Source organism: Rhodococcus sp. IEGM 1372, assembly GCF_030056835.1.
Lineage (GTDB): Bacteria > Actinomycetota > Actinomycetes > Mycobacteriales > Mycobacteriaceae > Rhodococcoides.
In genome coordinates this window covers 1-26,951 of record NZ_JASHKS010000030.1, presented here as the reverse complement: position 1 = coordinate 26,951, position 26,951 = coordinate 1, and the positions used below count along the sequence as shown (strand labels likewise).

Annotated in this window: 27 protein-coding genes; 15 read left to right on the top strand and 12 right to left on the bottom strand. The window is 65.8% G+C overall.

Features of this window, described 5'->3' with window-relative positions; genetic code table 11:
* Window positions 1-35 precede the first annotated feature (35 nt).
* Window positions 36-1,775, top strand: coding sequence for a DEAD/DEAH box helicase (locus QM590_RS19810; protein WP_269596136.1), 1,740 nt, complete (start codon window positions 36-38; stop codon window positions 1,773-1,775).
* 108 nt (window positions 1,776-1,883) lie between these two features.
* On the opposite strand, the gene QM590_RS19805 is transcribed toward QM590_RS19810, so the two are convergent.
* Window positions 1,884-2,078, bottom strand: a complete 195-nt coding sequence (locus QM590_RS19805) for a DUF7455 domain-containing protein (protein ID WP_027496884.1) — start codon at window positions 2,076-2,078, stop codon at window positions 1,884-1,886.
* A 233-nt stretch (window positions 2,079-2,311) separates the two neighbouring features.
* Here QM590_RS19805 and QM590_RS19800 point away from each other — a divergent pair, with 233 nt between their 5' ends.
* Together QM590_RS19800 and QM590_RS19795 are read left to right on the top strand one after the other, a co-directional pair.
* A complete protein-coding gene (locus QM590_RS19800; protein ID WP_269596112.1) occupies window positions 2,312-3,241 on the top strand; it encodes an EamA family transporter in 930 nt (309 codons plus the stop codon).
* A gap of 28 nt (window positions 3,242-3,269) precedes the next feature.
* A complete protein-coding gene (locus QM590_RS19795) occupies window positions 3,270-3,629 on the top strand; it encodes a DUF952 domain-containing protein (RefSeq protein WP_269596111.1) in 360 nt (119 codons plus the stop codon).
* A 77-nt stretch (window positions 3,630-3,706) separates the two neighbouring features.
* Here QM590_RS19795 and QM590_RS19790 read toward each other — a convergent pair whose 3' ends face one another.
* Together QM590_RS19790 and ppgK are read right to left on the bottom strand one after the other, a co-directional pair.
* Complete coding sequence (locus QM590_RS19790; protein WP_068050647.1) at window positions 3,707-5,035, bottom strand: RNA polymerase sigma factor; 1,329 nt, start codon at window positions 5,033-5,035, stop codon at window positions 3,707-3,709.
* A 159-nt stretch (window positions 5,036-5,194) separates the two neighbouring features.
* On the bottom strand, window positions 5,195-6,016 hold the full coding sequence (gene ppgK / locus QM590_RS19785; protein ID WP_269596110.1) for a polyphosphate--glucose phosphotransferase: 822 nt from the start codon (window positions 6,014-6,016) through the stop codon (window positions 5,195-5,197).
* Window positions 6,017-6,203: 187 nt separating this feature from the next.
* Between ppgK and QM590_RS19780 the strand changes: the two genes are divergently transcribed.
* Window positions 6,204-7,091, top strand: coding sequence for an inositol monophosphatase family protein (locus QM590_RS19780; RefSeq protein WP_373455163.1), 888 nt, complete (start codon window positions 6,204-6,206; stop codon window positions 7,089-7,091).
* Window positions 7,092-7,106: 15 nt separating this feature from the next.
* Here QM590_RS19780 and cei read toward each other — a convergent pair whose 3' ends face one another.
* Window positions 7,107-7,787, bottom strand: a complete 681-nt coding sequence (gene cei, locus QM590_RS19775; RefSeq protein WP_068050645.1) for an envelope integrity protein Cei — start codon at window positions 7,785-7,787, stop codon at window positions 7,107-7,109.
* A 544-nt stretch (window positions 7,788-8,331) separates the two neighbouring features.
* On the opposite strand from cei, the gene QM590_RS19770 reads away from it, so the two are divergent.
* Window positions 8,332-8,634 carry a DUF4193 domain-containing protein gene (locus tag QM590_RS19770; RefSeq protein ID WP_027496891.1) on the top strand — a complete coding sequence of 101 codons (303 nt, stop codon included), beginning with the start codon at window positions 8,332-8,334 and terminating at the stop codon, window positions 8,632-8,634.
* 73 nt (window positions 8,635-8,707) lie between these two features.
* Here the strand turns inward: QM590_RS19770 and QM590_RS19765 are convergent, their stop codons facing one another.
* Window positions 8,708-9,172 carry a DUF3093 domain-containing protein gene (locus tag QM590_RS19765; RefSeq protein ID WP_269596135.1) on the bottom strand — a complete coding sequence of 155 codons (465 nt, stop codon included), beginning with the start codon at window positions 9,170-9,172 and terminating at the stop codon, window positions 8,708-8,710.
* Between the two features lie 220 nt (window positions 9,173-9,392).
* Here QM590_RS19765 and dut point away from each other — a divergent pair, with 220 nt between their 5' ends.
* Window positions 9,393-9,845: a dUTP diphosphatase gene (gene dut / locus QM590_RS19760; protein WP_094642394.1), complete on the top strand. Its 453-nt coding sequence runs from the start codon at window positions 9,393-9,395 to the stop codon at window positions 9,843-9,845.
* A gap of 64 nt (window positions 9,846-9,909) precedes the next feature.
* Window positions 9,910-10,767 (top strand): DUF3710 domain-containing protein, encoded by an 858-nt coding sequence (locus QM590_RS19755; RefSeq protein ID WP_269596109.1) that lies wholly within the window; start codon window positions 9,910-9,912, stop codon window positions 10,765-10,767.
* Here the strand turns inward: QM590_RS19755 and QM590_RS19750 are convergent.
* The gene (locus tag QM590_RS19750; RefSeq protein ID WP_269596108.1) at window positions 10,749-11,480 is read right to left on the bottom strand and encodes an alpha/beta fold hydrolase; all 732 of its coding nucleotides are present in this window, start codon (window positions 11,478-11,480) and stop codon (window positions 10,749-10,751) included. The genes QM590_RS19755 and QM590_RS19750 overlap by 19 nt on opposite strands.
* A 122-nt stretch (window positions 11,481-11,602) precedes the next feature.
* Here QM590_RS19750 and QM590_RS19745 point away from each other — a divergent pair, with 122 nt between their 5' ends.
* Complete coding sequence (locus QM590_RS19745) at window positions 11,603-11,980, top strand: OB-fold nucleic acid binding domain-containing protein (protein WP_068050637.1); 378 nt, start codon at window positions 11,603-11,605, stop codon at window positions 11,978-11,980.
* 121 nt (window positions 11,981-12,101) lie between these two features.
* Complete coding sequence (locus QM590_RS19740; RefSeq protein WP_269596134.1) at window positions 12,102-12,755, top strand: DUF3159 domain-containing protein; 654 nt, start codon at window positions 12,102-12,104, stop codon at window positions 12,753-12,755.
* On the opposite strand, the gene QM590_RS19735 is transcribed toward QM590_RS19740, so the two are convergent.
* Window positions 12,729-13,388, bottom strand: a complete 660-nt coding sequence (locus tag QM590_RS19735) for a potassium channel family protein (protein WP_068050636.1) — start codon at window positions 13,386-13,388, stop codon at window positions 12,729-12,731. The genes QM590_RS19740 and QM590_RS19735 overlap by 27 nt on opposite strands.
* A 49-nt stretch (window positions 13,389-13,437) precedes the next feature.
* On the bottom strand, window positions 13,438-14,103 hold the full coding sequence (locus QM590_RS19730; RefSeq protein WP_037190085.1) for a potassium channel family protein: 666 nt from the start codon (window positions 14,101-14,103) through the stop codon (window positions 13,438-13,440).
* Between the two features lie 176 nt (window positions 14,104-14,279).
* Here QM590_RS19730 and QM590_RS19725 point away from each other — a divergent pair, with 176 nt between their 5' ends.
* The 3 genes from QM590_RS19725 to QM590_RS19715 all read left to right on the top strand — a co-directional run bounded on the left by QM590_RS19725 (window position 14,280) and on the right by QM590_RS19715 (window position 18,267).
* Window positions 14,280-16,277 (top strand): APC family permease, encoded by a 1,998-nt coding sequence (locus tag QM590_RS19725; RefSeq protein WP_068050635.1) that lies wholly within the window; start codon window positions 14,280-14,282, stop codon window positions 16,275-16,277.
* Window positions 16,274-17,545, top strand: a complete 1,272-nt coding sequence (locus tag QM590_RS19720; protein ID WP_068050634.1) for a class I SAM-dependent RNA methyltransferase — start codon at window positions 16,274-16,276, stop codon at window positions 17,543-17,545. The genes QM590_RS19725 and QM590_RS19720 overlap by 4 nt, the downstream gene beginning before the upstream one ends.
* 200 nt (window positions 17,546-17,745) lie before the next feature.
* Entirely contained in the window at window positions 17,746-18,267 is a 522-nt protein-coding gene (locus tag QM590_RS19715; RefSeq protein WP_176460467.1) for a CGNR zinc finger domain-containing protein, read from the top strand.
* Between the two features lie 24 nt (window positions 18,268-18,291).
* Here the strand turns inward: QM590_RS19715 and QM590_RS19710 are convergent, their stop codons facing one another.
* Both QM590_RS19710 and QM590_RS19705 read right to left on the bottom strand, forming a co-directional pair.
* On the bottom strand, window positions 18,292-19,131 hold the full coding sequence (locus QM590_RS19710; RefSeq protein ID WP_269596107.1) for an ABC transporter permease: 840 nt from the start codon (window positions 19,129-19,131) through the stop codon (window positions 18,292-18,294).
* Window positions 19,128-20,162, bottom strand: coding sequence for an ATP-binding cassette domain-containing protein (locus QM590_RS19705; protein WP_269596106.1), 1,035 nt, complete (start codon window positions 20,160-20,162; stop codon window positions 19,128-19,130). The genes QM590_RS19710 and QM590_RS19705 overlap by 4 nt, the downstream gene beginning before the upstream one ends.
* Window positions 20,163-20,343: 181 nt before the next feature.
* Between QM590_RS19705 and QM590_RS19700 the strand changes: the two genes are divergently transcribed.
* Both QM590_RS19700 and QM590_RS19695 read left to right on the top strand, forming a co-directional pair.
* Window positions 20,344-21,099 (top strand): sigma-70 family RNA polymerase sigma factor, encoded by a 756-nt coding sequence (locus tag QM590_RS19700; protein WP_094642013.1) that lies wholly within the window; start codon window positions 20,344-20,346, stop codon window positions 21,097-21,099.
* Window positions 21,096-21,854: an anti-sigma factor gene (locus tag QM590_RS19695; protein WP_269596105.1), complete on the top strand. Its 759-nt coding sequence runs from the start codon at window positions 21,096-21,098 to the stop codon at window positions 21,852-21,854. The genes QM590_RS19700 and QM590_RS19695 overlap by 4 nt, the downstream gene beginning before the upstream one ends.
* Window positions 21,855-21,896: 42 nt before the next feature.
* Here the strand turns inward: QM590_RS19695 and glsA are convergent, their stop codons facing one another.
* Complete coding sequence (glsA, locus tag QM590_RS19690) at window positions 21,897-23,723, bottom strand: glutaminase A (protein ID WP_269596104.1); 1,827 nt, start codon at window positions 23,721-23,723, stop codon at window positions 21,897-21,899.
* 179 nt (window positions 23,724-23,902) lie between these two features.
* Here glsA and dxs point away from each other — a divergent pair, with 179 nt between their 5' ends.
* Window positions 23,903-25,783: a 1-deoxy-D-xylulose-5-phosphate synthase gene (gene dxs / locus QM590_RS19685; protein WP_269596103.1), complete on the top strand. Its 1,881-nt coding sequence runs from the start codon at window positions 23,903-23,905 to the stop codon at window positions 25,781-25,783.
* Here dxs and QM590_RS19680 read toward each other — a convergent pair.
* Window positions 25,770-26,951: MFS transporter (locus QM590_RS19680; RefSeq protein WP_269596102.1), on the bottom strand; the 1,182-nt coding region annotated here is incomplete at its 5' end. The two genes, dxs and QM590_RS19680, sit on opposite strands and share 14 nt — an antisense overlap.

Here is a 26,951-nt window from a genome sequence, read left to right as displayed (position 1 = left end):
TCGATGCCAGGAACCGGCGGCCAGTGAGCGCTGACATGTTCGATCCGACACCACCATCGACCGAGCAGCCCGCCGCTCCCACGAGCGGGGGAGCACCGCTGCGCGCGTGGCAGCGACGGGCGCTGACGAAGTATCTCGTCGCCTCGCCCAAGGACTTTCTCGCGGTCGCAACGCCCGGCGCAGGCAAGACGACGTTCGCCCTTCGGGTGGCTGCCGAACTGCTGGCCCATCGCACCGTCGATCAGGTCACCGTCGTCGCGCCCACCGAGCACCTCAAGCACCAGTGGGCGGAGTCGGCGGCCAGGGTCGGCATCGCATTGGACTCGCGCTTCTCGAACTCGACCGGGCAGACCTCGAGCGACTATCACGGCGTGGTCGTGACGTACGCGCAGATCGCATCGCACCCGTTCAAGCATCGGGTGCGCACCGAATCGCGTAAGACTCTCGTGATTCTCGACGAGATTCACCACGGCGGCGACGCGAAGAGCTGGGGTGAAGGCATTCGCGAAGCGTTCGGAGACGCCACGCGACGGCTCGCACTGACCGGTACGCCGTTCCGCAGCGACGACAGTCCCATTCCGTTCGTCAACTACGAACCGGATCAGGACGGGCTGATGCGGTCCAAGGCCGATCACGCGTACGGCTACTCCGATGCTCTTGCGGACGGCGTCGTCCGTCCGGTCGTGTTTCTCGCGTACTCCGGAGAAGCGCGCTGGCGGGACAGTGCCGGTGAGGAGTACACCGCCCGGCTCGGTGAGCCGCTCAATGCCGAACAGACGGCGAGGGCATGGCGCACCGCACTGGATCCGCAGGGCGACTGGATGCCGGCCGTGCTGTTGGCGGCGAACACGCGTCTCGCGCAACTGCGGGCAGGCGGCATGCCCGATGCAGGCGGTCTGGTGATCGCGACCGATCAGACGGTGGCGCGGGCCTACGCGAAGCTGATCGAGGTGATCACGGGGGAGACACCGGCGATCGTGCTGTCCGACGACCCCACGTCCTCGGCTCGCATCGCCGAGTTCGGAAAGAGCGATCAGCGTTGGATGGTCGCGGTTCGCATGGTGTCCGAGGGCGTCGACGTTCCGCGACTGGCCGTCGGTGTCTACGCGACGAGCGCGTCGACCCCGCTGTATTTCGCGCAGGCCATCGGCCGCTTCGTGCGGTCTCGGCGCAAGGGGGAGACCGCGAGCGTCTTCCTGCCGTCGGTACCGGTGCTGTTGGATCTCGCGTCTCAGCTCGAGGCGCAGCGCGATCACATTCTCGGAAAACCGCACCGGGAGAAAGACGGTTTCGACGACGAGCTGTTGGCCGACGCCAACAAGCAGAAGGACGAACTGGGCGAGGAAGAGAAGGCGTACACCTCGCTGGGTGCGGATGCGGAACTGGACCAGGTGATCTACGACGGCTCCTCGTTCGGTACCGCGACGTTCTCGGGCAGCGACGAGGAAGCCGACTATCTCGGTCTGCCCGGCTTGCTCGACGCGAAGCAGATGCGCGACCTGTTGCGTCAGCGTCAGCAAGAGCAGATCGACAAGCCTGCTGCGGGCCCTGCGGTGTCGGCTCCTGCCGTCGTCAACGACAGGGCCACCAGTGCGGGCCAGTTGGCCGGCCTGCGGCGTGAATTGAACAGTTTGGTCGCGGTGTACCACCACCGCACCGGGAAGCCGCACGGGGTGATTCACGGCGATCTGCGTCGTATCTGCGGCGGCCCGCCGACGGCGATGGCGTCGGCCGATCAGTTGGGTGAGCGAATCGCGCAGTTGCGGAAGATGTAGCGCCTCGGGCGGAACCGGGCACGAAAAAGACGGACGGTCTGATGACCGTCCGTCTTCTTCGTGTTCGTCGATCGTGGCGAACCTGTTTCCCCCGACACAAAAGGTGGGTTACACCGTGGAGTCCGATTCGGTCATCACCGTTGCGTTCACTTCACGCAAACGGGCTTCGTGCTCGGTGGCGTGGTGACCGCAGAAGAGAAGTTCTCCACCGGTCGAGAGCACGACACGCGCGCGAGCCCCTGCACCGCACCGGTCGCACCGGTCCGCTGCTGTCAATTGTGGGCTGGTCAATGTTCCGGGCATGACTCCTCCGTACTGGCTTGCGGGTTGTCCCGTTCGCCTGGGGCCGGTCCGCCGCGTCGGTATGGCGCGGTTCGTTCACTCTGTCAGACGTATGGCGGTCACGCGTTGTTCCCGAGCGCGTTTCTTTGTGTTGTCACTAACACGAAACATGTCCCACGAGCAGGAACATCTCCCAGAGTGTTCGCTGAGAGCTGATACCGGTTCACGCGAGCCACGGCAGTAGGGTCGCCGATGTGTCTTCGACTTCCACTTCGCTCTCCGGCGCATCGAAGCTCGGTATTCCATCCCTGTTCGTCATCGGCGCGGTGTGTATGTACGTCGGTGCGGCGATCGGTGTGTTCCTGTTCGACGTCGTCGATCCGGCCGCGGTGGCGTGGCTGCGCGGCTTCGGTGCGGCGCTGGTGCTGGTGCTCTGGCGACGGCCGTGGCGGCGCAGGGCTGGCACCGGCGGTGCGTGGACCGTGCGTCGGGCGATCACGGCCGCCGCGTTCGGCGGTGCGACGATCGGCATGAACGCAATGTTCTACGAGGCGATCGCCCGGCTTCCCCTCGGCGCGGCGGTGGCCATCGAGTTTCTCGGGCCGATCGCGGTCGCTGCTGCCGGGTCGAGAAGGCCTGCCGATGTGTGCGCGTTGCTCCTTGTGGTGGCCGGTGTCGGGGCCATCGCTTCCGCGCAGTTCGAGGGCGGTGAGGTGGGGCTGGCCGGGATCGCGTTCGCGCTGGGCTCGGCGGCCCTGTGGGCTGCCTACATCGTGCTGGGCAAGTCGGTTGCCGACGCAGGCCAGGGACTCGACGACATGGCTGCCGGGTTCGGAATCGCATCCGTACTCCTGGCCGTGCCGTTGTTCGGACCGTTCGCGGCCGCGCACTCGAATGCGTTGGGAGACTGGCGGATCTGGGTTCTCGGATTGGGCGTCGGGCTGCTGTCGAGTGTGGTTCCCTACGTTCTCGATCAGTACGTCCTGGTGCGAGTGGGCCGGGCGCGCTTCGCATTGTTGTTGGCGCTGCTTCCGGCGACGGCGACGGTGGTCGGTGCCGTGGTGCTGACCCAGATTCCGACGGCTCTCGAGGCTCTGGGAATCGTGGTTGTCATCGCTGCCGTCGTCGTCGGTGGCCTGCCGGCCCGCAGAGATCGTGGCGTTGCCGACATTCCACCGCCCTGAGCCGCACTCGACACTGCAGAATGGAACGGTGACCAGCAAGCAGGACGACCTCGTTCACATCTGCACGGCAGGGGAGTGGCTCGCGATGCGCGGTCGGGCCGACTACACCCCGGACTCGTACGATTCCGTCGGGTTCGTGCACCTGTCCACACCCGAACAAGTGCACCTGCCGGCGAATCGGCTCTTCTCCGGGCGCACGGATCTGGTTCTGCTGCGCATCGATCCCGCTCGTCTGACGGCACCCGTTCGGTGGGAACCGGGGGTACCGACAGATCCGGAGTCGATGGTCTTCCCGCACCTGTACGGACCGCTACCGATCGCGGCCGTGACCGCGGTCGTCGACTATCGGCCGGGGCCGGACGGAACGTTCGGGGTGCCGCAGGTGTGACGGCATCCACGCCGCAAAAGAACAACGACCGCCGATCACTGTGATCGGCGGTCGTTGTTCGAGATGGAGCGAACGAATCAGTCCAGGTAGTCGCGCAGTACCTGAGAACGCGACGGGTGACGCAGCTTGGACATGGTCTTGGACTCGATCTGACGGATTCGCTCGCGCGTCACCCCGTAGACCTGACCGATCTCGTCGAGGGTGCGGGGCTGACCGTCGGTGAGGCCGAATCGCAGACGAACCACGCCTGCCTCGCGCTCGGACAGAGTCTCCAGGACAGACTGCAGCTGATCCTGGAGCAGAGTGAACGACACGGCGTCCACGGCAACGACGGCTTCGGAGTCCTCGATGAAGTCACCGAGCTGGCTGTCGCCTTCGTCACCGATCGTCTGGTCGAGCGAGATGGGCTCACGCGCGTACTGCTGGATTTCCAGCACCTTCTCCGGCGTGATGTCCATTTCCTTCGCGAGCTCTTCGGGAGTGGGTTCGCGACCCAGATCCTGGAGGAGCTCACGCTGGATGCGTCCGAGCTTGTTGATGACCTCGACCATGTGCACCGGGATGCGGATGGTGCGGGCCTGGTCGGCCATGGCCCGGGTGATCGCCTGACGGATCCACCACGTGGCGTACGTGGAGAACTTGTAGCCCTTGGTGTAGTCGAACTTCTCGACCGCGCGAATCAGACCGAGGTTGCCCTCCTGGATGAGGTCGAGGAAGGCCATGCCGCGACCGGTGTAGCGCTTGGCCAGGGAGACGACGAGTCGAAGGTTCGCCTCGAGGAGGTGGTTCTTGGCGCGGTTGCCGTCACGGCAGATCCACGTCATGTCGCGACGCTGCGCAACGGGAAGCTTCTCGCCCTTCTCCGCGGACTCTCGCATCTTCTCGACCGCGAACAGGCCGGCCTCGATGCGCTTGGCCAGTTCGACTTCCTCCTCGGCGTTGAGGAGTGCGACCTTGCCGATCTGCTTGAGGTAGGCACGCACGGAGTCGGCGGACGCGGTGAGCTCGGCGTCCTTGCGGGCCTGACGCAGCGCCTCGGATTCCTCTTCGTCCCAGACGAAGTCGCCGGACGCCTTGTCCTCGGCAGTCGGCTCGGCGGTGGCGTCTTCCTCGGTGTCGTCACCGGCGGCGACCACCTCGACGACATCGTTGGCGGCAGCGGCGAGGTCGCCCTCGGAGATGTCGATGTCCTCGATCCCGGGAGTGCTCTCGTCGGCGTCGTCGGAAGCCGGAGCAGCTGCTGTCTTCTTCGCTGCGGCCTTCTTCGCCGGGGCCTTCTTGGCTGCGGCACGCTTGGCCGGTGCCTTCTTTGCCGGTGCCTTCGCAGCGGGTGCCTTGACAGCAGGTGCAGGTGTCGCAGACTCGGTTTCGGAATCTACGGTCTGACGGATATCGGTGGCTGCCACGTACGCCCTTTCGTGACGAAGTCGTGCGGCGTCACGCCAGAGTTGTTTCCGGCGGAGAGGTCTTCGGATTCGGCCGGCTGCGTACCGGCACACACCATTGTAACGACCTCTCAGGAGTTTGTTACCGACCCTCGCCCTACGCAGGTGGCAACCCGCGTGTCAGTCCAGCGATCCCGCGGACGTACCGGTCTCGGCGGACGGTACGGCGGAGTCCGCTGCGAGTGCGGCACCGACGATCCCGGCAGTGTTCAGCAGGGTTGCCGGAACCACGGGTGTGCGATTGGTCAGGTGCGGAATCCACTTCTCGCTCTTGCGGCTGATGCCGCCGCCGGCGATGAAAAGATCCGGCCACAGCAGCGCCTCGAACGTCTCGAGAACCTTCGAGACCTCCTTGGCCCACTCCTTGTAGGACAGGCCCTGGTTCTCCTTCACCGACGACGCCGCACGATGCTCGGCCTCCTTGCCGTCGATCTCCATGTGGCCGAATTCGGTGTTGGGAAGCAGAACGCCGTTGTGCAGCACGGCCGAACCGATCCCGGTGCCGAACGTCAACAGCACGACGACGCCGTCCCTGCCCTTGCCGCCGCCGTACTTGTCCTCGGCCACTCCGGCTGCGTCCGCGTCGTTGAGCAAAGTGACGTTCTCGGTGCCGATGGCCTTCGCGAACAGCGCGCGGGCGTCGGTGTCGATCCAGGACTTGTCGATGTTGGCGGCCGAGCGAGCGACACCGTTGGTCACCACTGCAGGCAGGGTGACGCCCACCGGGCCGGTCCACTCGAAGTGTGCGACGATCTCGGCCACGGTGCGCGCGACGGCATCCGGGGTCGACGGTTGCGGCGTCTCGATCTTGTAGCGGTCGCCGACGAGCTCACCGGTGCTCAAGTCCACGATTCCGCCCTTGATGCCGCTGCCGCCGACGTCGACGCCGAACCCGTGGCGCGCTGCCGCAGCGGTGGTGTTGTCCGAACCTGCCTGTGTCATGTGGATGCCGCTCCTGGCGTGATCGAATCCGTGTGATGCCGTCGGTTCCGAACAATAGTGTGTTTCGGCGTTCGCGGGACGGTGACGTCACCGGCGGTCGCTGCGGTGGTGCTCGAACGTCGGTGTGTGTTGCGATGTACGTGTGCCGAAACCAGACCGATCGCAGACCGACACCGCCAGTACACAATTGCCGGAAGAGCAGGTGGCAGCAGAGGGATCGAACACCCGCGAGGTGGACGTGCTGCGCGAGGTCGCCGTACGGGTCGCGACGCGAGCCGCCGAGCACGTCAGGCGACGCCGCCCGGAGGTCTTCGGCGGTGAACCGATCGAGGGTGACGGCGCGGTGCAGTCGAAGAGCACGCCGACCGATCCGGTGACGATCGTGGACACCGAAACCGAGAGCGTCCTCCGTGAGTTGCTGGCGCGGCTTCGGCCGCAGGATGCCATTCTCGGCGAGGAGGAAGGCAGCGAGAACGACTCGCTCGACGGCGTGCGGTGGGTGCTCGACCCGATCGACGGAACCGTGAACTTCATGTACGGAATTCCGGCGTACGCGGTGTCGGTCGCGGTCCAGATCGACGGTGTCAGTGTTGCGGGGGCCGTGGTCGACGTCGCCCGCGAGCTCGTCTACTCGGCCGCTCTCGGGCGCGGGGCGACGGTGGAGCGAGCCGACGGTACCCAGGAGCAGCTGCACTGTTCGGGAGTCACCGATGTGTCGATGACGTTGTTGGCCACCGGATTCGGCTACGGATCCGGTCGTCGCGCGGTGCAGGGCGCGATCATTTCCGAACTGCTGCCTCAGGTGCGTGACATCCGCCGGATCGGTTCGGCTGCGCTCGATCTGTGCATGGTCGCGTCCGGAGTTGTCGACGCACACTTCGAGCACGGGCTCAGTCCGTGGGATTGGGCGGCGGGTGGGCTGATCGCAGCCGAGGCTGGCGCGACGGTCAGGCTGCCTGCTGCCGACAGCACCAGCGCTCAGGGTGCGGTGACGGTGGCCGCTGCCCCAGGGGTCTCGAACGCCTTCCTGGCGGTACTGCGCAGCGCGGGTGCACTCGATCCGATCCCCGGCTGACGCGCCGCCGGTCCGTCAGCAGCGCGATTCGCGTGCTGCCGAGAGCAGATCGGCGTCGAGTGGCGCAGGGGCGGCACCGGGTGCGGTACCGGCGAGCGTGCGCAACACTTCCTCGGCGTCGTCGTTGGGCTGGATCTCGCTGAAGTAGGTACCGAGAGCCAGATCGACCGAGTCGTCGGCGCGGGCATCCTGAATGAGTTCGGCGCACGGCGCGACCAGTGACACGGCACTGGCTGCCGCCAGGCCGGCCGGGCCGAACCGAATCTGGCCCTGGCACTGCATGTTCTGATCGACGTAGACCGGATCGTTGCCGACCTGGACGTCCGGTGCGCTGGCGAAACCGTAATCGATGAGCTGGGCGGCGACGAGAGCTGCCTGTCCGCGCTCACCGTTCGCGTTGAAGACGCGCACTTTCGACGCGGACAGGGCGGCAGGCTCGACGTCGAGCAGTGTCGTCGGGTCCACTTCTTCGCCGAGAGGTGCCGGCTGCGTCCCGTCCGTCGCGGCGGTGGTGGTGGGCACGTTGCATTCGGCCGTTGCCGAGGCGGCTTCGGAGGTGGTGAACACCTTGACCCACACCAGCACTCCGAGCAGGGCCAGCACGGCGAAGACCGCGATCATCGGAAACGCGCGGCGTCGACGGAACGGACGACCTCGACCGTCGACCGAATGGCCTTCGGTGATCAGAGAAACCACGGTGATCTTCGCCTTTCCGTCGGCAGTTGCCGAGACCGGTCCACAGAGTCGGTTCACACCGACGCGGTGCCTACTGTAGATGCCCGCGGTCGGTGGGGGCGGCACACTCGGCCGGCACCTCCTCCGATCCCGTGCGCGACGCCCGATTCGGAGCCCGAAACCGGCGGCGAGAAGTGTTCTGCGATGCAAGGAATGAAGCCGCACATCCCGGTGTTGATGCGGCGTGCAGCCAGGTGAAGGACCAATCGGCGATTCGGTTTCTGCTTTGCGACCGGCTTCGGCTATTGTCTGGCGGCCGCGGTGCTTCAAGAATCGGACACCGGTGCACGATCGATCAGGTGAGCGAGGTCTCGATCGGGTTTCAACCGGCGAGTTCTGGGAACTACCCGGTGTAGTTTCGGGCACCGCGCGACGACGAACGGTTTGAACAGATACGAACATCGGTGGGAGCGAGCAAGCGCCCTCTTCACAGCCGACGGCCACAAGCCGACCACATCGGCAGCTTTCACCACACACACGCACGAAGATGAGGGGTACGAAGACAATGGCAACCGACTACGACGCACCGAGAAGAACAGAATCCGACGATGTGTCGGAGGACTCGCTGGAAGAACTGAAGGCCCGACGCAACGAGGCTCAGTCCGCCGTGGTGGACGTGGACGAATCCGACACCGCGGAGTCGTTCGAGCTGCCGGGTGCAGATCTGTCCGGCGAGGAGCTTTCGGTTCGGGTCGTTCCCAAGCAGGCCGACGAGTTCACCTGCTCGAGCTGCTTCCTGGTCCATCACCGCAGCCGGCTGGCCAGTGACGCCAACGGTGTACTGATGTGCCGCGACTGCGCGGCGTGACCTTTTCCACACAGACCTGATCCAGCGGGTCAGGTCTGTGTCGACGGCTCCGACCGTCGATCGATGGGGTGGATCAGCGCGCTTCGACGCCGTGCGCGGTCAGGACTGACAGCAGCTCTTCGGGGCGCTTGGTACTGACGAGCCAGTAGGGCGTCGGATCGTCCGGGTCGTCGAGGACCACGATCACCATCTGCTTCACCCAGGTGCGGTGCTGCACGAAGGCCAGTGGATCGAGTTGCCTTCCCAGCGCCGCACTTTTTGCTGTCGCGGGAACGATCGCGGCCTTGGATGCCACATCGAGTGGCAGATGAGCAGACCCGACGCGTAGCTCGGTGCCGGTCGCACCGGTGCCCACCTCGACGCGCAGCCTGCTGAAGGCGAACAACGCCCAGGCGATCAGCGGGAGCAACACGACGTAGGGCAGCCAGGCCCGGATGCCCGGCGCCCCCATGTGGATCTCGGCAGCCAGCAAGACCGCCACGGCCGCACCCGCCGCCCACCACCAGATCGGCACCCAGAGTCGCTCCGAGTACAGCACGGAGTTCACGGGCGCTGTGGAACCCGTGTGGGGAGTGGAGTCGCCGGACTCCGACGCGTGTTCGGCCTGTCGATCTGCAGTCACGAGTCCCAGGGTAGTCGCCACACCGAGACGGAAGCCGGCCAGCGTAGTCTCGTACGACGTGAGCGACGAAGTCACCGAGTCCGGCAGCGAACCATCCGTCGATCGACCCCCCACCCCGCGCCGGCCTTCCGATCCGGTGTCCGAGGTCCTGGTACGCCGACTCGATCCCGAGCTTCCGGTGCCTACGCGTGCGCACGACGGTGATGCGGGCGTGGATCTGCGAATCACGGCTCCGGTGACCATCGCACCGGGTGAACGCGTCCTGGTGGGGACCGGAATCGCGATCGCTCTCCCGTTGGGAACCGTCGGGCTGGTGCATCCGCGATCGGGGTTGGCGGCGAAGTCGGGCCTGTCGGTGGTCAACACCCCGGGCACCATCGATGCCGGCTATCGCGGGGAGATCAAGGTCTGTCTGATCAACCACGACCTGCACACTCCGATCGAACTCGAGCGCGGCGACCGCGTCGCCCAACTGATCGTGCAGCGAGTCGAGTTGGTGACGTTCGTCGAGGTGGACGAGTTGGACGACACCGTTCGAGGGGCCGGTGGTCACGGTTCGACCGGTGGCCATGCGAGTCTGAAGCAGTGAGTTCCGCCACGACGTTCACCGGTGGCAGGCACAGTGGAAGCAACCGAGAAGAAGAGAGCTGAACATGTTCGGACGGCGTAAGAAGAACGACGCCGGCAGTGCCTCCGCGCCCGGTGCGGAGCCATTCGTCGACAGCGTCGAAGACGAAGACGACGATGTCGAGGCCGCGGACACGACCGCAGACGGGCCCCACGATCTCGAGGACCTCGACGACGATCGCGAGACCGTCGCCAAGACGCGACTCGACCTCGGCTCGGTGCTGATTCCGCTGCCGGAGGGCGGTCAACTCCAGGTCGAGATGTCGCAGGCCGGTAGCCCGCAGGCAGTGCACATCGTGACGCAGTTCGGGCGCATCACCATCGCTGCCTACGCGGCACCCAAATCGCCCGGTCAGTGGCGCGAAGTGGCAGCCGATCTGGCGTCGTCTCTGCGCAACGACAAGGCCGAGACGACAGTCGAGACGGGTCCGTGGGGACGCGAACTCCTCGGTGTCACGGCCAACGCCGACCTGCGCTTCATCGGAGTCGACGGCTATCGCTGGATGGTCCGCTGCGTGCTGGCGGGTCCGTCGGGTGCGGTGGGAGAGGGCCAACCGCTCGTGCGGCTGGCGCACACGATCCTTCGGCAGACCGTGGTGGATCGGGGTACCGAGCCGCATCCCGTTCGGACCCCGTTGCCGGTGGTGTTGCCGCAGGTACTGGCCGAGCAACTTGCTGCAGCCGCGCAGCAGCAGGCGGCAGCGCAACAGAACGCTGCGCAACAGAACGCTGCGCAACAGGCCGCGCAGCCCCAGGCCGCGGTACCCACCGCCGAACCTGTTGTGCCGCAGCAGGATTCGACGCCGCAGCCGACCGCCGCCGAGCGTGACCGTGCGCCGCGTCGGGGCGCGTCGGGATCGGCGATTCAGCAGCTGGGCGGCTGAGCCTGCGGACCGTCGAGACCGTCGAGACCGTCGACCGCCGCTCGGCCGAGGCATCCCGGGTCGCTGCCGATGTCGTCCAGGGTCACGGTGCGCAGCGCGCAGTTCGGTAGCGCCCGCGCCCACTGTCGAGCCACCTCGATCGGATGGACGGCGTCGTCCACTGCGCCCACGACGACGGCAGGCAGCTCCAGCCGAGCGAGCTCGTCGAGTTCGGGGCTGCGGTGGCGAGCCGCCTCGTCCAGCGCGTCCGGAAGCGCGGGCCACTGGGCAGCCCATGACCTCCGCAGCGTGCGCGCGAGCCACGGCGGGCTCGACGTTGCCATTGCCGCGGTGACGGCGTCGAGCCCCTGTTCACGCAGGGATCGAGCGGTGAACTCCGCGCTCAGGGCCGCGGGGGAGCCGGCCGGGTCTCCGGTCCACGCCGGGAGCGCGAGTGCAACAGCCGCAGTGTTCGATGCGTGGTCTGCGGCCCATCGAACCGCTACCGCGGCCCCGAGGGATATCCCCGCGATCACGATGCGTCCGTGTCGGTGCGCGGCGTCGTCGAGGGCGTTCAGGTAGCTCTCGACCACCGCGGCCGGGTCGGGTTCGACCGCGATGGTGGTCAATCCCACACTCTCGAATGCGGCCGAGAACGCGTCGGCGGCGAACCGGGCATCGGACCCCGTTCCCGGTAGAACGATCGCGGTGCGGGTGTCGAATCGGCTGTGCACGACACGATTGTGCACGCCTTCCGACACCTCCGTAGCGGCGGTTGGTCAGCGTGACACTTCGGGTCTACAGTGGCGAAGTACCCACCCTGACGAGGGAACGACCCCCACCGCTGGAGCGCACAATGGCACCCGCTGCCGCAGGATACTTTCGCCGCTTGACGCGGAAGTTGACAGAGGACATCGATCAGCTCGATGCCGAGGAGATGGCCGAAACCTCCGAAGCCTCCGGGGCTCGGCGAGCGTGTGACTGCTTGCGAGGCGAGGAAGTCACCATGCTCGGTCGGTTGCGCAGTGTCGAAGCCTGCTCGAAGGCGGCCAATGCGAACATCGAAGCCGAGTTCTTCGACGGCACCGACACGGTGACGCTGCTCTGGATCGGGCGCCGCAAGATCGCCGGCATCGAGCCCGGCAAGACTCTGCTCGTGCGCGGACGTGTCGGCGAACGCGACGGACGCAAGATCGTCTACAACCCCTATTACGAACTGCGCGACGACAGCTGATCGTCGCCGGTATGGCACTCTCGTTGTCGTGACCAACAGCGACGATTCCGTGCCGCCCACGCCGACATCGAACACGCCGGAACCCACGACCGACGCGTCGACCACGGACCGCGTCGAGAAGGTGGCTCCCACCGTCCTCGAACAGCTCGGCGGTCTGAGCGGGCTCGTCTACTCCACCTTGCCCGTCGTCGTGTTCGTTCCGGTGAACAGCTACGTCAACCTGTCGGTCGCCCTCTGGTCCGCTCTGGGAGTTGCCGCCGCGGTGTTGGTGCGGCGCTTGGTTCGTCGTAGCCCGATTCAACCCGCTATCTCGGGATTCTTCGGAGTCGGGATCTGCGCGTTCATCGCATACCGGACGGGAGATGCCAAGGGCTACTTCTTGTTCGGCATCTACACCTCGCTCGCCTACGGTGCGGCTTTCGTGTTGTCGGTGTTCGCGCGCTGGCCGTTGGTCGGCATCATCTGGGGATACCTCAACGGCAACGGAACGTCGTGGCGTGGCCACCGGTCGGCTGTGCGCTACTACGACGTGGCCACCATCGCCTGGGCATCGGTGTTCGGCGCTCGATACATCGTTCAGTCGCAGCTCTACGACTCCGACCAGACGGGCTGGCTCGCCGTTGCCCGCATCGGCATGGGCTGGCCGCTGACGGGAGTGGCGCTGTTGGTCACGCTCTGGGCCGTGCGTGCTGCCGATCGCGCGCTCGACGCTGCGTCGAGCGCGGACCGCAGTCGGGATCGGCTGTCGTCAGATCAGGCCGACAGCGGAGCGTAGTTCGTTCTCCACCTCTTTGGCCGCGACGAACAGCAGCTCGTCGCCGCCTTCGAGCGGATCGTCGTGCTGTGGAACGATCACTCGACCGCCGCGCAGAATCGTCACCAACGCTGCGTCCCTGGGCAATTGGAGCTTGCGGACCGGCTTTCCTGCCAGGGGAGTGTTCTCCGGCAGCGTGATCTCGACGAGGTTCGCCTGACCCTTGCGGAACGTCATCAGGTGAACGAGGTCGCCTACCGACACGGCTTCTTCGACCAGGGACGCGAGCATTCGCGGCGTCGACACCGCGACGTCGACGCCCCAGGCGGCATCGAACAGCCATTCGTTGCGTGGATCGTTGACCCGGGCCACCACGCGATTGACGCCGAACTCGGTCTTGGCCAGCAGGCTGAGCACCAGGTTCGCCTTGTCGTCACCGGTGGCAGCGATCACCACGTCGTAATTCTCGAGGTGGGCGGCTTCGAGCAGACTCAACTCGCACGCGTCGGCCAGCACCCATTCCGCTTCCGGGATGGCGGCCTGATCGACGTGGTCGAGTTTGCGTTCGAGGAGCATCACATCGTGTTCGCTGCGGATCAACTCGCGTGCGATGGATCGGCCGACTGCGCCGGCTCCGGCGATAGCGACTTTCATGGCTTCCCGTTCGGGTCGATGGGGGAGGTGGGGAATGTGCGCGCGTGCATCAGTCGTCCGAGGGCGGCGGATTGCCCGCCAGTGCAATGGCTTCGGCGACGGTTCCCGAGACAGCGGCGACGTACACCTCGTCACCGGCTTGGATCACGGTTCGTTTGTCCGGTAGCAGTCCGCTGCCGAAACGGATGACGAACGCGGCCCGCGAGTTGGTGGCTTCCTCGAGTACCGAGAGCTTCTTGCCGATCCAGGCGTCGTGGAAGTCGAGCAGGACGACGGCGACGCTGCCCGACGGATCGCGCCACTTGGTGGTGGGGTCGTCGCGCAGCAGGTTGTGCAGAAAGCGGTCGGTGGCCCAGGGGACGGTGGCGACGGTCGGGATGCCGAGGCGTTCGTAGACGGCGGCGCGCTTGGCGTCGTAGATCCTCGCGACCACTTTGTCGACGCCGAACGTCTCTCGTGCGACGCGGGCGGAGATGATGTTGGAGTTGTCGCCGGACGACACGGCCGCGAAGGCCTCGGCTTTCTCGATTCCCGCGCTCACCAACACATCTCGGTCGAACCCCATGCCGACGACGCGATGGCCGGCGAAGTCGGGGTCCAGACGCAGAAAGGCTGTTTCGTCGCGGTCGATGATCGCTACCTCGTGTCCGATGCGTTCGAGCGCCCCGGCCAGCGATGCGCCGACGCGGCCACATCCCATCACAACTACGTACAACGCCCAGCTCCGTCCCGATCTCGATGGTCGACCACTGCCGACCGACACTGCCATGACCGGCAGGCGTGCACCAACGTATCGGGGGATCGGCCACCGTACGGATCGAGGGTGCGCTCCGACGCAGTTTCGGGCGCGTGGTTGAGACGACCGTAGGAGGACGGCCTACGCTTCTGTGCGTGTCCAAGGTCTCGACTGCCGCCAAGCGGCTAGTGCTCGGTAAGCCGTTCCGCAGCGACAAGCTCGGTCATACGTTGCTTCCCAAGCGGATCGCGTTGCCGGTGTTCGCCTCGGACGCCATGTCGTCGGTTGCGTATGCACCCGAGGAGATCTTTCTGGTGCTGTCTGTCGCGGGCATCTCGGCAGTCGCGTTCACCCCGTGGATCGGTCTCGCCGTCTGCGTGGTGATGGCCGTCGTCGTGGCCAGCTACCGACAGAACGTGCATGCCTATCCCTCCGGTGGTGGCGACTACGAGGTCGCGACCACCAACCTTGGCCCCGCAGCCGGATTGACGGTCGGCAGCGCACTGTTGGTCGACTACGTGTTGACCGTGGCCGTGTCCATCTCGGCGGCCGCGTCGAACATCGGGTCTGCGGTGCCGTTCGTGGCCCAGCACAAGGTGCTGTTCGCTGTCGTGGCCATCGTCCTGGTCACCTCCGTCAATCTTCGTGGCATCCGGGAGTCCGGAACTGCGTTCGCCATCCCGACGTACGCCTTCATGGGTGGCATGGTCCTGATGCTGGGGTGGGGCCTGTTCCGGGTCTACGTTCTCGGCGACGACATCCATGCCGAATCGGCAGCCTTCGATCTGCGGGCCGAGGATTCGCACCTGTACGGCATCGCGTTCGCATTCCTCATCGCGCGAGCGTTCTCGTCCGGTTGTGCGGCACTGACCGGGGTGGAGGCGATCAGCAACGGGGTACCGGCATTCGAGAAGCCGAAGTCGCGCAATGCCGCGACGACGCTGCTGCTGCTCGGAGTCATCGGGATCACACTGCTGATGGGCATCATCCTGCTCGCGCAGAAGATCGGCATCAAATACGCGATGGATCCCGAATACCAACTCGTCGGAGCGCCGGAGGGCTACCAACAGAAGACGCTCATCGCTCAGTTGGCGGAGGCGGTCTTCAGCGGATTCCCCATCGGGTTCTTCTTCATCACCACCGTCACGGCCCTCATCCTCGTTCTTGCGGCCAACACTGCGTTCAACGGATTCCCGGTGCTCGGTTCGGTGCTGGCACAGGATCGGTATCTGCCGCGCCAGCTGCACACTCGCGGTGACCGCTTGGCCTTCAGCAACGGCATCCTCTTCCTGTCCGGTGCCGCGATCGCCTTCGTCGTCGTGTTCGGCGCCGAGGTCACCAAACTCATTCAGCTCTACATCGTCGGTGTGTTCGTCTCGTTCACCCTCAGTCAGACCGGCATGGTTCGGCACTGGACGCGGCTGTTGGCCACCGAGACCGATCCCGAGCAACGCCGGCGCATGCAGCGCTCGCGGGTGGTCAACGGGGTCGGTCTCGGCATGACCGGAACGGTGCTGGTCATCGTGTTGATCACCAAGTTCGCCGCCGGTGCGTGGATCGCGATCGTGGCGATGGTGGCGATCTTCGTCCTGATGCGCATGATCAGAAAGCACTACGACACCGTGGCCCGTGAACTCGAGAACGAGGAATGGGACGGAGTGCTGCCCAGCCGGACGCACTCGATCGTGTTGGTCTCGAAGCTGCACATGCCGACCCTGCGCGCGTTGGCGTACGCCAGGGCGACCAGGCCCGACACACTCGAGGCGGTGACCGTCAACGTCGACGAAGCCGACACGCGCGCGCTGGTCAGGGAGTGGGAGGCGAGTGACGTCACGGTGCCGCTCAAGGTCGTCGAGTCGCCGTACCGAGAGGTCACCAAACCGGTTCTCGATTACGTCAAGCGAGTTCGCCGCGATTCGCCTCGGGACGTCGTCACGGTCTTCATTCCCGAGTACGTGGTCGGTCACTGGTGGGAGCAGGTTCTGCACAATCAGAGCGCGCTGCGACTGAAATCCCGACTGCTGTTCCAGCCTGGCGTGATGGTCACCAGCGTGCCGTGGCAGCTTCGGTCGTCCGAGAAGGCCAAGCGTGAGGTGCTCGGCAATGCGCCCGGTGCGTCGCGTCGCGGCTACGAGCCTCCGGCCGGCAAGTGAGCGAGAGTTGGTTCGGGCTCCTGCTCGAGGTCGAATTGGGCGCGCCAGGGCACGGCGGGTTCTGTGTGGCCCGCCACGACGGCCGGGTGATGTTCGTGCGTCACGGATTGCCCGGTGAACGGGTCCTGGCCAAGGTGACCGAGGACCGGGGCGGATCGTTCTGTCGCGCCGATGCCGTGGAGATTCTGTCTGCCTCTCCGGACCGGGTGGACGCGCGCTGTCCCATCTCCGGACCCGGCGGCTCGGGCTGTTGCGATTACTCCCACGCGAGTGCCGATGCCGGACGGCGACTGAAGTCCTTCGTCGTCGCCGAACAACTTCGCCGCGTCGCCGGAATCGAGCGTGAGGTGCACGTCGAGGAACTACCGGGGTCCGGCGACGGCACCGGGTGGCGAACCCGTGTGCGACTCGCCGTCGATTCCGGCGGACGGCCCGGCTATCACCGCTATCGCAGTAGCTCGATCGTCACCGAACTGACGTGTCCGCAAATGGATTCCGCGGCCTTCGAGGGTCTGGCGGATCAGCAATGGCGGCCGGGTGCCGAGCTGCAGGTGGTGCTCGACGGGGAAGGTGAGCGGCACGTGGTGGAGATCGCGCCCGCGCAGCTCTCGCCCACCGGACGCCGATCGCCGGGGCGTCGTGGCGCGGCCGCGCGTCGGGCTGCGTCGTCGCGGTCCCGGCCGGAGAAGGCCGTGATCGGATCGGGTCGGGTCACCGAACAAGTCTCGAACAGGGCGTGGACCCTCGACGCCACCGGATTCTGGCAGGCCCACCGCGGCGCGCCGCAGGTGTACACCGATGTGGTGGGCGACTGGGCGGACGCCACAGCCGGTGACGGTGCGTGGGATCTGTACGGCGGTGTCGGTGTGTTCGCCGCCGCGCTGGCCGATCGGGTGGGTCCGAGCGGCCGAGTCACCAGCGTCGAATTCTCCCGTCGCGCCGCCGAGGACGGCCGTTCGGCGCTGCAGGATCTACCGCAGGTCTCGTTCGTGCCGGGTCGGGTCGAGCGGTCGTTCGAGACGTTGACCGAGCCGGTAGCGGTTGCGGTGCTCGATCCACCTCGGGCGGGTGCCGGACGGGACGTGATCGACGCCCTCGCCGTCAGGTCTCCGCGTTCGGTGGTGCACATCGGATGTGATCCGGCCTCGTTCGCACGGGATGTGAGCTTGTATCGAGCTGCGGGATACGAACTGGTCGACATGCGCGCGTTCGACGCCTTTCCTTCGACCAGCCACGTCGAATGCATCGGCCGTTTCGTTCGTCGGTGAGGGCGGCGACCGATCAGGCCCGGTACGCAACTTCGGCGACTGGGACGAAGGTGTGCGTGGGAACGGTCACGATGCGCTGGGCGCCGCATGTGCACCCCTGATATCCGACGAGTCCCTCGCTCGTGTCGTGGGTGGAGTGGGTGGTCCAGGTGTGTGTGGTGTGTTCGGTGTGCATGCGTCCATCGTGATGTAATGGTCTTGTGCACATCAACCCTTACGGCGAATATGCGGTGAAACTCGGTATCGACCTGCTCAATTCACCGCCCACGTCGGCAACCGAACTGGGCAACCGCTGCGTCGACGCCGGCCTCGTACCGGACTGGACAGCAACCGACGCCGATCTTCTCGACACCCTCGAGTTCCTGCGTGACTGGGCCCGTGTGGTGGATGCAACCACCGAGAACGATCGGGCCGACGAGCTCAATGCGCTGTTGGCACAGGCGTCGGCGTACCCGCGGCTGACCAACCATGCCGACGACGGCTGGCACATGCACTATCGCGATCCCAACATCGAACTCGGCGGCGTCATCAGGGCCTTGGTGAGCGTCGGCACAGCGTTGCATCTGACCGGACGCGGAATGTCTCGCCTCGATCGCTGCGCCGCCGCCGACTGCACGCTTGCCTTCGCCGACACCTCGAGGACCGGCAGGCAACGCTACTGCGGAACGGTGTGCTCCAATCGCGACGCGGTCCGCAGACATCGAGCACGCGCGGCCTCGTGATCGAGGCGATGCGCACCGTGTCCGCTAGGACTTTCGGTTGTACAACCGCATCGTGATGGGCCCGAACACCGCCAGCAACACCGCGCACAGCACCAGCGTCACTCCCAGCCGACCGGTGTCCACATCGCCCTGCATCAGTCCGCGCAGTGACGTGACGAGGAAGCTGACCGGGTTGACGTCGACAAATGCGCGCAGCCAACCGGGCATCGTGCTGGGGTCGACGAAGATGTTGCTCGCGAAGGTGAGCGGAAACAGGATGAACATCGACACGCCCATCACCGCGGCCTCGGTGCGCACGATCATCGCGATCATGGTCCAGATCCAGGACAGGCAGAACGAGAACACCAGCAGCAGGGCGATGGAGGCCACGACGCCGAGGACACCACCTTGCGGCCTGAAGCCGAGGACCAACCCGAGGATCAGCACGATCACCGAGGCCAGCGTGTAGCGAACGACGTCACCGAGCAGCGCACCGACCAGGGGCGACGGACGCCAGATGGGCAGCGAACGGAACCGATCGAACACGCCCTTCTCGATGTCCTTGTTCATGGTCACGCCGGTGTACATCGTGATCATCACCACGGTCTGCACGAGGATGCCGGGGAGCAGGAACTGGATGTACGCCTCGGTCGACCCGGCCAGTGCGCCACCGAACAGGTAGGTGAAGAGCAACGTGAACATGATGGGAAAGGCCGTCACGTCGAACAATTGCTCGGGTACGTGCTTGATCTTGAGCAGCGCACGCCACCCGAAGCTCAACGACGTCGACAACGACGACGGACGCGGCGGACGAGGCCCGGCGGCACCGAGCACGTCGATGATGGTCGACGCCTGTGGCGTCGATTGCTGGGCTTCGGTCGTCATGACGCAACCTCCCGGTCGGATTCGACTGTGGTGCCGACCTGATGGGTCGTTCCTGCAGGCTCCACTCCCGCCCATAGGGTCGTTCCTGCAGGCTCCACTCCCGCCCCATGGCCGGTGAGGGCGAGAAACACCTCGTCCAAGCTCGGTTGCCCCAGCGTGAACGACGCGATGGGGATGCCTGCGGTCTCGAGTGCAGGCAGCACGGGCGCGGCCTGTGCCGGATTGTCCAAACGTGCGGTCACGGTGAACGGATCCGGGTCCTCGGTGACGTTGTCGCCGAGCAGATCTCGCAGGATCCGTGCAGCGGCCGTTCGCTGGGACGTTTCGAGAACTCGCAGGTGCAGTGAATTCGATCCCACCGATGCCTTCAGCTCGCCCGTCGTCCCTTCGGCGATGACCTTGCCGCGATCGATGACTGCGACACGCCCGGCCAGTTGATCGGCCTCGTCCAGATACTGTGTCGTCAGTAACACCGTCGTTCCGCCCGCGACCAACGCACGGACGATCTCCCACACGTGGTTTCGGCTGCGGGGGTCGAGTCCCGTGGTGGGCTCGTCGAGGAAGATCAGTTCGGGAGTGACGATGATGCTGGCGGCGATGTCGATGCGACGGCGCATGCCGCCGGAGTAGGTCTTGACCTGCCGCGGTCCGGCATCGGCGATGTCGAACGCCGTCAGCAACTGCTCGGCTCGTGATCGGGCGGCAGGCCGTGAGTAGCCGAGCAGTCGAGCGAGCAGCACCAGATTCTCCGTACCGGTGAGATCCTCGTCCAGAGAAGCGAATTGTCCTGTCAGAGCTACCTTCTGCCGTACGGCCTCCGGTTCGTTCGCGACGTCGTGACCCAGGACCCGGGCGCTGCCTCCGTCGATCGGAAGCAGGGTGGCCAGCATCCGGATGGTCGTCGTCTTCCCTGCGCCGTTGGGCCCGAGCACGCCGTAGACACCGCCGGACGGGATGGACAGGTCGACTCCGTCGACAGCGATGTTCGTGCCGAAACGTTTGATCAGACCGTGTGTCTCGATCGCCGCCATGTCTCTCTGTCCCTCCGGTGGGCCGGTCGCCCGATTCCCCACGATTGTCCGATTCTCCACCAAGGATGAAACGCGGTCCACAACTCCGCAAACGAATTTCGGTTCCGAACCATCCTCCGGTCGGTTTGTTCCGAATATGTACTGCGGCGGGAAAACGCGGAGGTTTCGATATGAGAGCGATATGACCACTAGTGTCGTGATCGATGAACTCGATCATGAACCCGTCTGTTGGGACGACCTTCCGATGAGCGCGCCGTTGTCGGATGCGTCCGGATCGTCGGATGCCGGCCGTGACCGGCCGACGTCCGATGCCTCGGAGAACTACGCGGCAGAGGATGCGGTGTGCGCTGTTCCCAGTCCACAGCTCAAGAACCTGCGCGCCGACGAAACGGATCGTCTCCGTCGGTTGATGGCGTCGGTCGCACAGGGCGATCGGGCAGCGTTCGCCGAGTTGTACGACGCGACGTCGTCGCGGGTCTACGGCATGGTGCTGCGGGTGCTTCGCGACCCGGGGTACAGCGAGGAGACCGCGCAGGAGGTCTTCCTCCAGATCTGGCGTGCGGCACCGAACTACGACCCGAACCAGGGCAGTCCACTGGCCTGGATCATGACGCTGGCTCACCGTCGCGCCGTCGACCGCGTTCGGAGCGAGCAGTCCGGTACCGACCGTGAGGCCGCGTACGGCGCAGTCAGTCACACACCGGAGCACGACGAGGTACTCGAAACGGTGACGCAGCGGCTCGAATCGGAGGCCGTGGTTGCCTGTCTCGACACTTTGACCGATACGCAGAGCGAGTCGGTCCGAATGGCCTATTACAGCGGTTACACCTATCGCGAAGTTGCGGAGCGGCTCGGGGTCGCGGTTCCTACCATCAAGTCGCGCATACGAGACGGATTGATCAAATTGAAGACATGCCTGGGGGTGATCCCGCAATGAACGAATCGTCACGACAACGACTGCTCGACGACGCGGAGGTCTATGCCCTGCACGCGACCACCGAAGCCGAACGACGCGACATCGAGACCGAACGGTTGCGTGTCGACGAGACCGCACGCGCCCAGTTCGACGTCCTCGTGGGCGAGATCCACGAGACGCTGGCCCTGGCAGCGGCGGCCGACGCCGCTCCTGCACCCGAGCGCCTCCGGCAACGGGTGCTCGATCAGGTCGCCGTCAGCGATCAGGAGCCCACGGTCCACAAGCTGCCACCGAACGTCACGCCACTGCACCGGCATCGGCGGGAACGCTCGAAGGCCTGGCGGTACTCGATGGTCTCGGCTGCGGCCGCGGTGGTCGTCGCCGTCGGCGGCGTAGTGGTGGTCAGCCAGACCATGGGCAACGATGCGCAGCCGTCTCAGGCGGATCAGATCGTGGCCGCGCCCGATTCACGACAGGTGACGGCGGAGTTCCCCGGTGGCGGCTCGGCGACCGTGGCGTACTCGCTGTCCCAGAACGCGGTCGTCGTCGATCTCGACGGAGTCCCGCAGCCACCGCCCGGCCGCGTTTACCAAATGTGGTTCGTGGACGGTTCACCTCGCTCTGCCGGCGTGGTGACCGAGGATCAGCTCACCTCCGAGGACGGCACGGTGGTCGACGGTCTCGGGTCGTCGACGAACTTCGCGTTCTCGCTCGAACCCGCGGGCGGGTCTGAGCAGCCCACCGAGGTGCTCACGATGCTGACGCTGGGCGCCTGAGAACAGCACACGCACAGTCGCCTCGGGCGGTTCGACGTTCGGTCAGAGGCCGATGTCGAACCGCCCGAGCGTTCTGATCACCGCTGCCATCTGGCCGTAGGCTCCGGTGGCGAGATTTTCCAGCAGCGCCAGCTTGATCTCCGGTGCGTCGCGTGTGAGCGCCCGGAAGTGCGCCGCCGACACCACCACGAGATCGACCGGTGTGTCGGCGACCATGTCGAGCAGGAACGGTACCGACATCAGCAGGGGCATCTCACCGAAGCTCATCCCGGGGGAGAGTGTGGTGATGCGGTGCTTGCCACCGTCGGCGGCGACGGCCGTGGACGTCACCTCACCACGCAGCATCAGGAACAGGCCCGCAGCCGCATCTCCCTGGCGAACGATCACATCTCCGCGCGCGTAGTGCCGCTTCTCCAGATACGGAGTCACCGCCTCGAACTGCGCGGCGGACAGCCCGGCCAGCAACGGATGCTCGGCCGTGGTGACCACGGTCGGTTGTCGCACACCCGCGCAATGACGATCGAGCAACAGATTCTCGGCCCACTGGATGGCCGCACCCAGGCTCGAGTAGGTTCGGCCCGCGGGGTCCGCCGGGTCGAGACTCGACGTCGTGTGACCCATGATCGCTCTGGGATCCACCAGACCCACCACACAGCCGTGCTCTGCGAGATCCTGGCGTAGATCCTCGAACATCGTCCGGGCGATGTCACTGACCTCGTCGACGCCGCGCACATCGATGACGAGGGCATCGAGTTCCCGATCGAGGTCGCCGATCTCACGGACGGCAGTCTCGGCACCGGAGAACAGTAGATCCCCGTGCAGTTCGTAGACGCGGGCGCGATCGCCCACGGCAGCCAAGGTGGCCTGTTCCACCTCCGATCGCCGTTTGCGTGAGGGTGCCTCGGTGACCACGTATCGGCGCCGTATCGAGGATTTCGCCGCTCGGGTGACGTGCAAAAAGTGCAGTTCGAGCCGTGTCGAGAGTTCTCGGCAGGCGGCGACTCCGCGCACGCTGTTCCCGTGCGAGTCGAGCCGCGGAGAGTAGACGGCGATGCCCATCTGCCCCGGAAGTACCGCCAGGATCCCGCCTCCCACCCCACTCTTGGCCGGCAGGCCGACCCTCGCGACCCAGTCGCCTGCGCCGTCGTACATCCCACACGTGGTCATGACCGACAGCACTCGTTCGACAAGGGCAGGTGCCAGTGCGCGTTCACGCGTGCGTGGATTGACGCCGTTGTTGGCCATGGTTGCCGCCATCATGGCGAGGTCCGCGGCGGTGACGTCGATCGAGCACTGGCGGAAGTACAGATCGACAGCGGCGTCGGGATCGTGGTCGATGATGTCGAACGAACGGAGCATGTACCCGATTGCGCGGTTGCGATTGCCGGTGCGGGCCTCCGACCGGTAGACGGCGTCGTTGAACGTCAGAGACCGTCCCGCATACCGCGAGTACGAGGCTCGAATGCGCTCGAATCGATCCTCGGCATTTCGCCCGACGATCAGCGACGCCGACGTGATGGCACCGGCGTTGATCATCGGGTTGCGTGGTCGCTCGGTGACGGGGTCGAGACTGATCTCGTTGAACGGTTCACCGGACGGCTCGACGTCGATCTTGCTCGCCACGACGTCCAGGCCCCGGTCGGCCAACGCCAACGCGTAGGTGAACGGCTTGGAGATCGATTGGATCGTGAAGGGGAGTCGAGTGTCGCCGACCTCATAGACGTAACCGTCCGTGGTCGTCAGCGCGATACCGAACCCGTCCGGCGTGACGGCAGCGAGCTCGGGAATGTAGTCCGCCACCTGCCCGGACGTATCGTCGCGGCACAGTTCGTGAACTCGGCGCAGGATGGCATCGACCACGTTGCTCATAGGCCACACTGTATGTGTGATGTCCGTTTCGTCACTGCCCAGGTTAGGGGCGGCTGACCCAGGGCATCTCGACGTTCGACGGTACTGTCGGCGTCACGATGCTGGGCGGAGCAGCAGTGCTCGATAACTCCGTAGACTGAAATTTCCATTGTGTTTTCCGGCCGGAGGGAGCGATCTCGTTGGGTGTCCTAGCTCGAATTCAGACGCCCGAGGACTTGCGCGACCTCGGCAGTGCGGAGCTGGCCGAACTGGCCCGCGAGATCCGTGCGTTCCTCGTCGAGAAGGTGTCCGCTACCGGCGGCCACCTCGGTCCCAATCTCGGCGTGGTGGAACTGACACTGGCGATTCATCGCATCTTCGACTCCCCGCGCGATCCCGTCATCTTCGACACCGGTCATCAGGCATACGTGCACAAGATGCTGACCGGGCGCACCGGTCTGTTCGACACGCTCCGTAAGCAGGGTGGCCTGTCGGGCTACCCGTCACGAGTCGAGAGCGAACACGACTGGGTCGAGTCCTCGCACGCGTCGGCCTCTCTCTCCTACGCCGACGGCCTGGCCAAAGCGTTCGCCCTCAAAGGCGAGACCGACCGCCACGTCGTCGCCGTGGTCGGCGACGGTGCCCTGACCGGCGGAATGTGTTGGGAGGCCCTCAACAACATCGCCGCAGGCCGCGACCGATCCCTGGTGATCGTCGTCAACGACAACGGTCGCTCCTATGCCCCGACCATCGGGGGTCTGGCCGATCATCTGGCGGCCCTACGGCTCCAGCCCGGGTACGAGAAGGTGCTGGACAACGGTCGTCGTATCGTTCGTCGCATTCCGATCGTCGGGCCCACGGCCTACGCGATGTTGCACGGCATGAAGGCCGGGGTGAAGGACGCCATCAGCCCGCAGGTGATGTTCACCGATCTCGGTATCAAATACCTGGGTCCTGTCGACGGCCACGACCAGCACGCGATGGAATCGGCTCTGCGCCGAGCCAAGGCATACGGCGGTCCGGTCATCGTCCACGCGGTGACGCGCAAAGGCATGGGCTACGTGCACGCCGAGAACGACGTCGCAGACCAGATGCACGCCACCGGGATCATCGATCCGTTGACCGGACTGGCGCGATCCAAGTCGGCACCGGACTGGACCTCGGTGTTCTCGGCGGCATTGATCGAGCAGGGTGAGCAGAACGAGGACGTCGTGGCGATCACCGCAGCGATGGCCGCGCCCACCGGTCTCGCCGCGTTCGGAGTGCGGTTCCCCGACCGATTGTTCGACGTCGGAATCGCCGAGCAGCACGCGATGACGTCGGCTGCTGGGCTGGCGCTGGGCGGCATGCATCCGGTGGTCGCGATCTACTCCACCTTCCTCAATCGAGCGTTCGACCAGTTGCTGATGGACGTGGCGCTGCTCGGACTGCCGGTCACCGTGGTGCTGGACCGCGCCGGTGTCACCGGGGCCGACGGTGCCAGCCACAACGGCATGTGGGACATGTCTCTGCTCGGCATCGTCCCCGGCATGAAGGTGGCGGCACCGCGAGATGCCGAGACTCTGCGAGAAGAGTTGGCCGAGGCCATCGCCACGTCCGACGGACCCACTGCCCTGCGCTTTCCGAAGGGCGCAGTGACCGAGACCGTGCCGGCAGTACGCAGACTGGACGGAATCGTCGACGTACTGACCGAGCCGTCCGGTGCCACGGGCGACGTGCTGATCGTGGCCGTCGGAGTGTTCGGTCCGCTGGCCGTGCACGCCGCGGAGAAACTCCGACAGGACGGCATCTCGGCGGCCGTGGTCGACCCCAGATGGGTACTGCCCATCCCGCAGGCGCTGCTGAAATTGGCGGAGGACTACCGGATGGTGGTCACCCTCGAAGACAGTGGCCTGCACGGTGGCATCGGTTCGACTCTGTCCGCGGCTCTTCGCGCGGCAGGCGTCGACACCCCGTGTCGCGATCTCGGTGTGCCACAACGATTCCTGGACCATGCATCGCGCGAGCAGCTTCACCACGAACTCGGTCTCACCTGCGAGGACGTCGTGCAGCGGGTTTCGCACTGGGTCAAGAGCCTCTGACGCCGGCTTCTCGCCGGACGTCGACGCCGTAGAACGCGCGGCGTCCGGCCACCGCGCCCGCGACTGCCATCGGTACCGTCATCACGAGTAGGAACAGCACCGACGGTTCCCACCGTTGCGTTGCCGAGTGCACAGCGCCGCACACCAGCGGGCCGCAGGCTGCCAAGACGTAGCCGACCGTCTGTGCCATCGAACTCAGCGATGCGGCATCCCGCGCCGTCGCGGCCCGAAGATTCATCAACGTCATCGCCAGAGACAACTGCCCACCTTGGCCGAGTCCGAGCAACACGGCCCACAGCAACGCCCAGGAATCGGCCGAGGACAGCACCCCCAGCAAACCCACAACCGTCGGCAGCACCACTGCAACGGCCAGAACGCTCTGTCTCGGCAACCTGGTGGCCACATTGGGCACCGTCAGCGCAGTCACGACACTGCTGACCGACAGAGCTGTCAACAACAGACCGGCCGCGGCGGCGTCCACTCCACGATCCTGGTAGATCGTGGGCAGCCACGCGATCAACGAATACGCCATGAGTGACTGCACACCCATGAACGCCGTCACCGCCCACGCAACGGGGGAGCGCAGCACGCCCGAACCGCCGTGTGATCCCACGGCACCGGACATCGCCGGCGACGAGCCTGCCCTCGCGAACATCCGGGACAGCAGTGCCATACACAACACCGCGATCACCACCGGAACCGCCCACAACCCGAGCACCCACCGCCACGCGCCGTCGAGCGACTCCGTCAACGGAACCGAGAACCCCGACGCAACACCGGCGCTGGCACTGATCACGGCAGTCAACACACCGGTCAACAACCCCAACCGCCGAGCCGACACCGCCGGACTCTCCTGCCAATCGGGTCGTTCCTGCGGGCTCCACTCCCGCCCATCGGGTCGTTCCTGCAGGCTCCACTCCCGCACGATCACGCGCACCAGAACCGGACCCAACACATTTGCCACCGCAATGCCTGCAGCCGCGACGAGGGTTCCTGCCACCAGTACCGGCCAGGACGGCACGGCGCGCACCGCGGTGCCGAACGCGACGACAATCAAGCATCCGACGAGCACGTGTGTCACCCGCGCGCGACGCAGCAAGTAGCCCGCCCACGGCGGGAGTGTCAGATTAACGGTGGATCCGACCTTGGCGTCGGTTAGTTTCCGTTC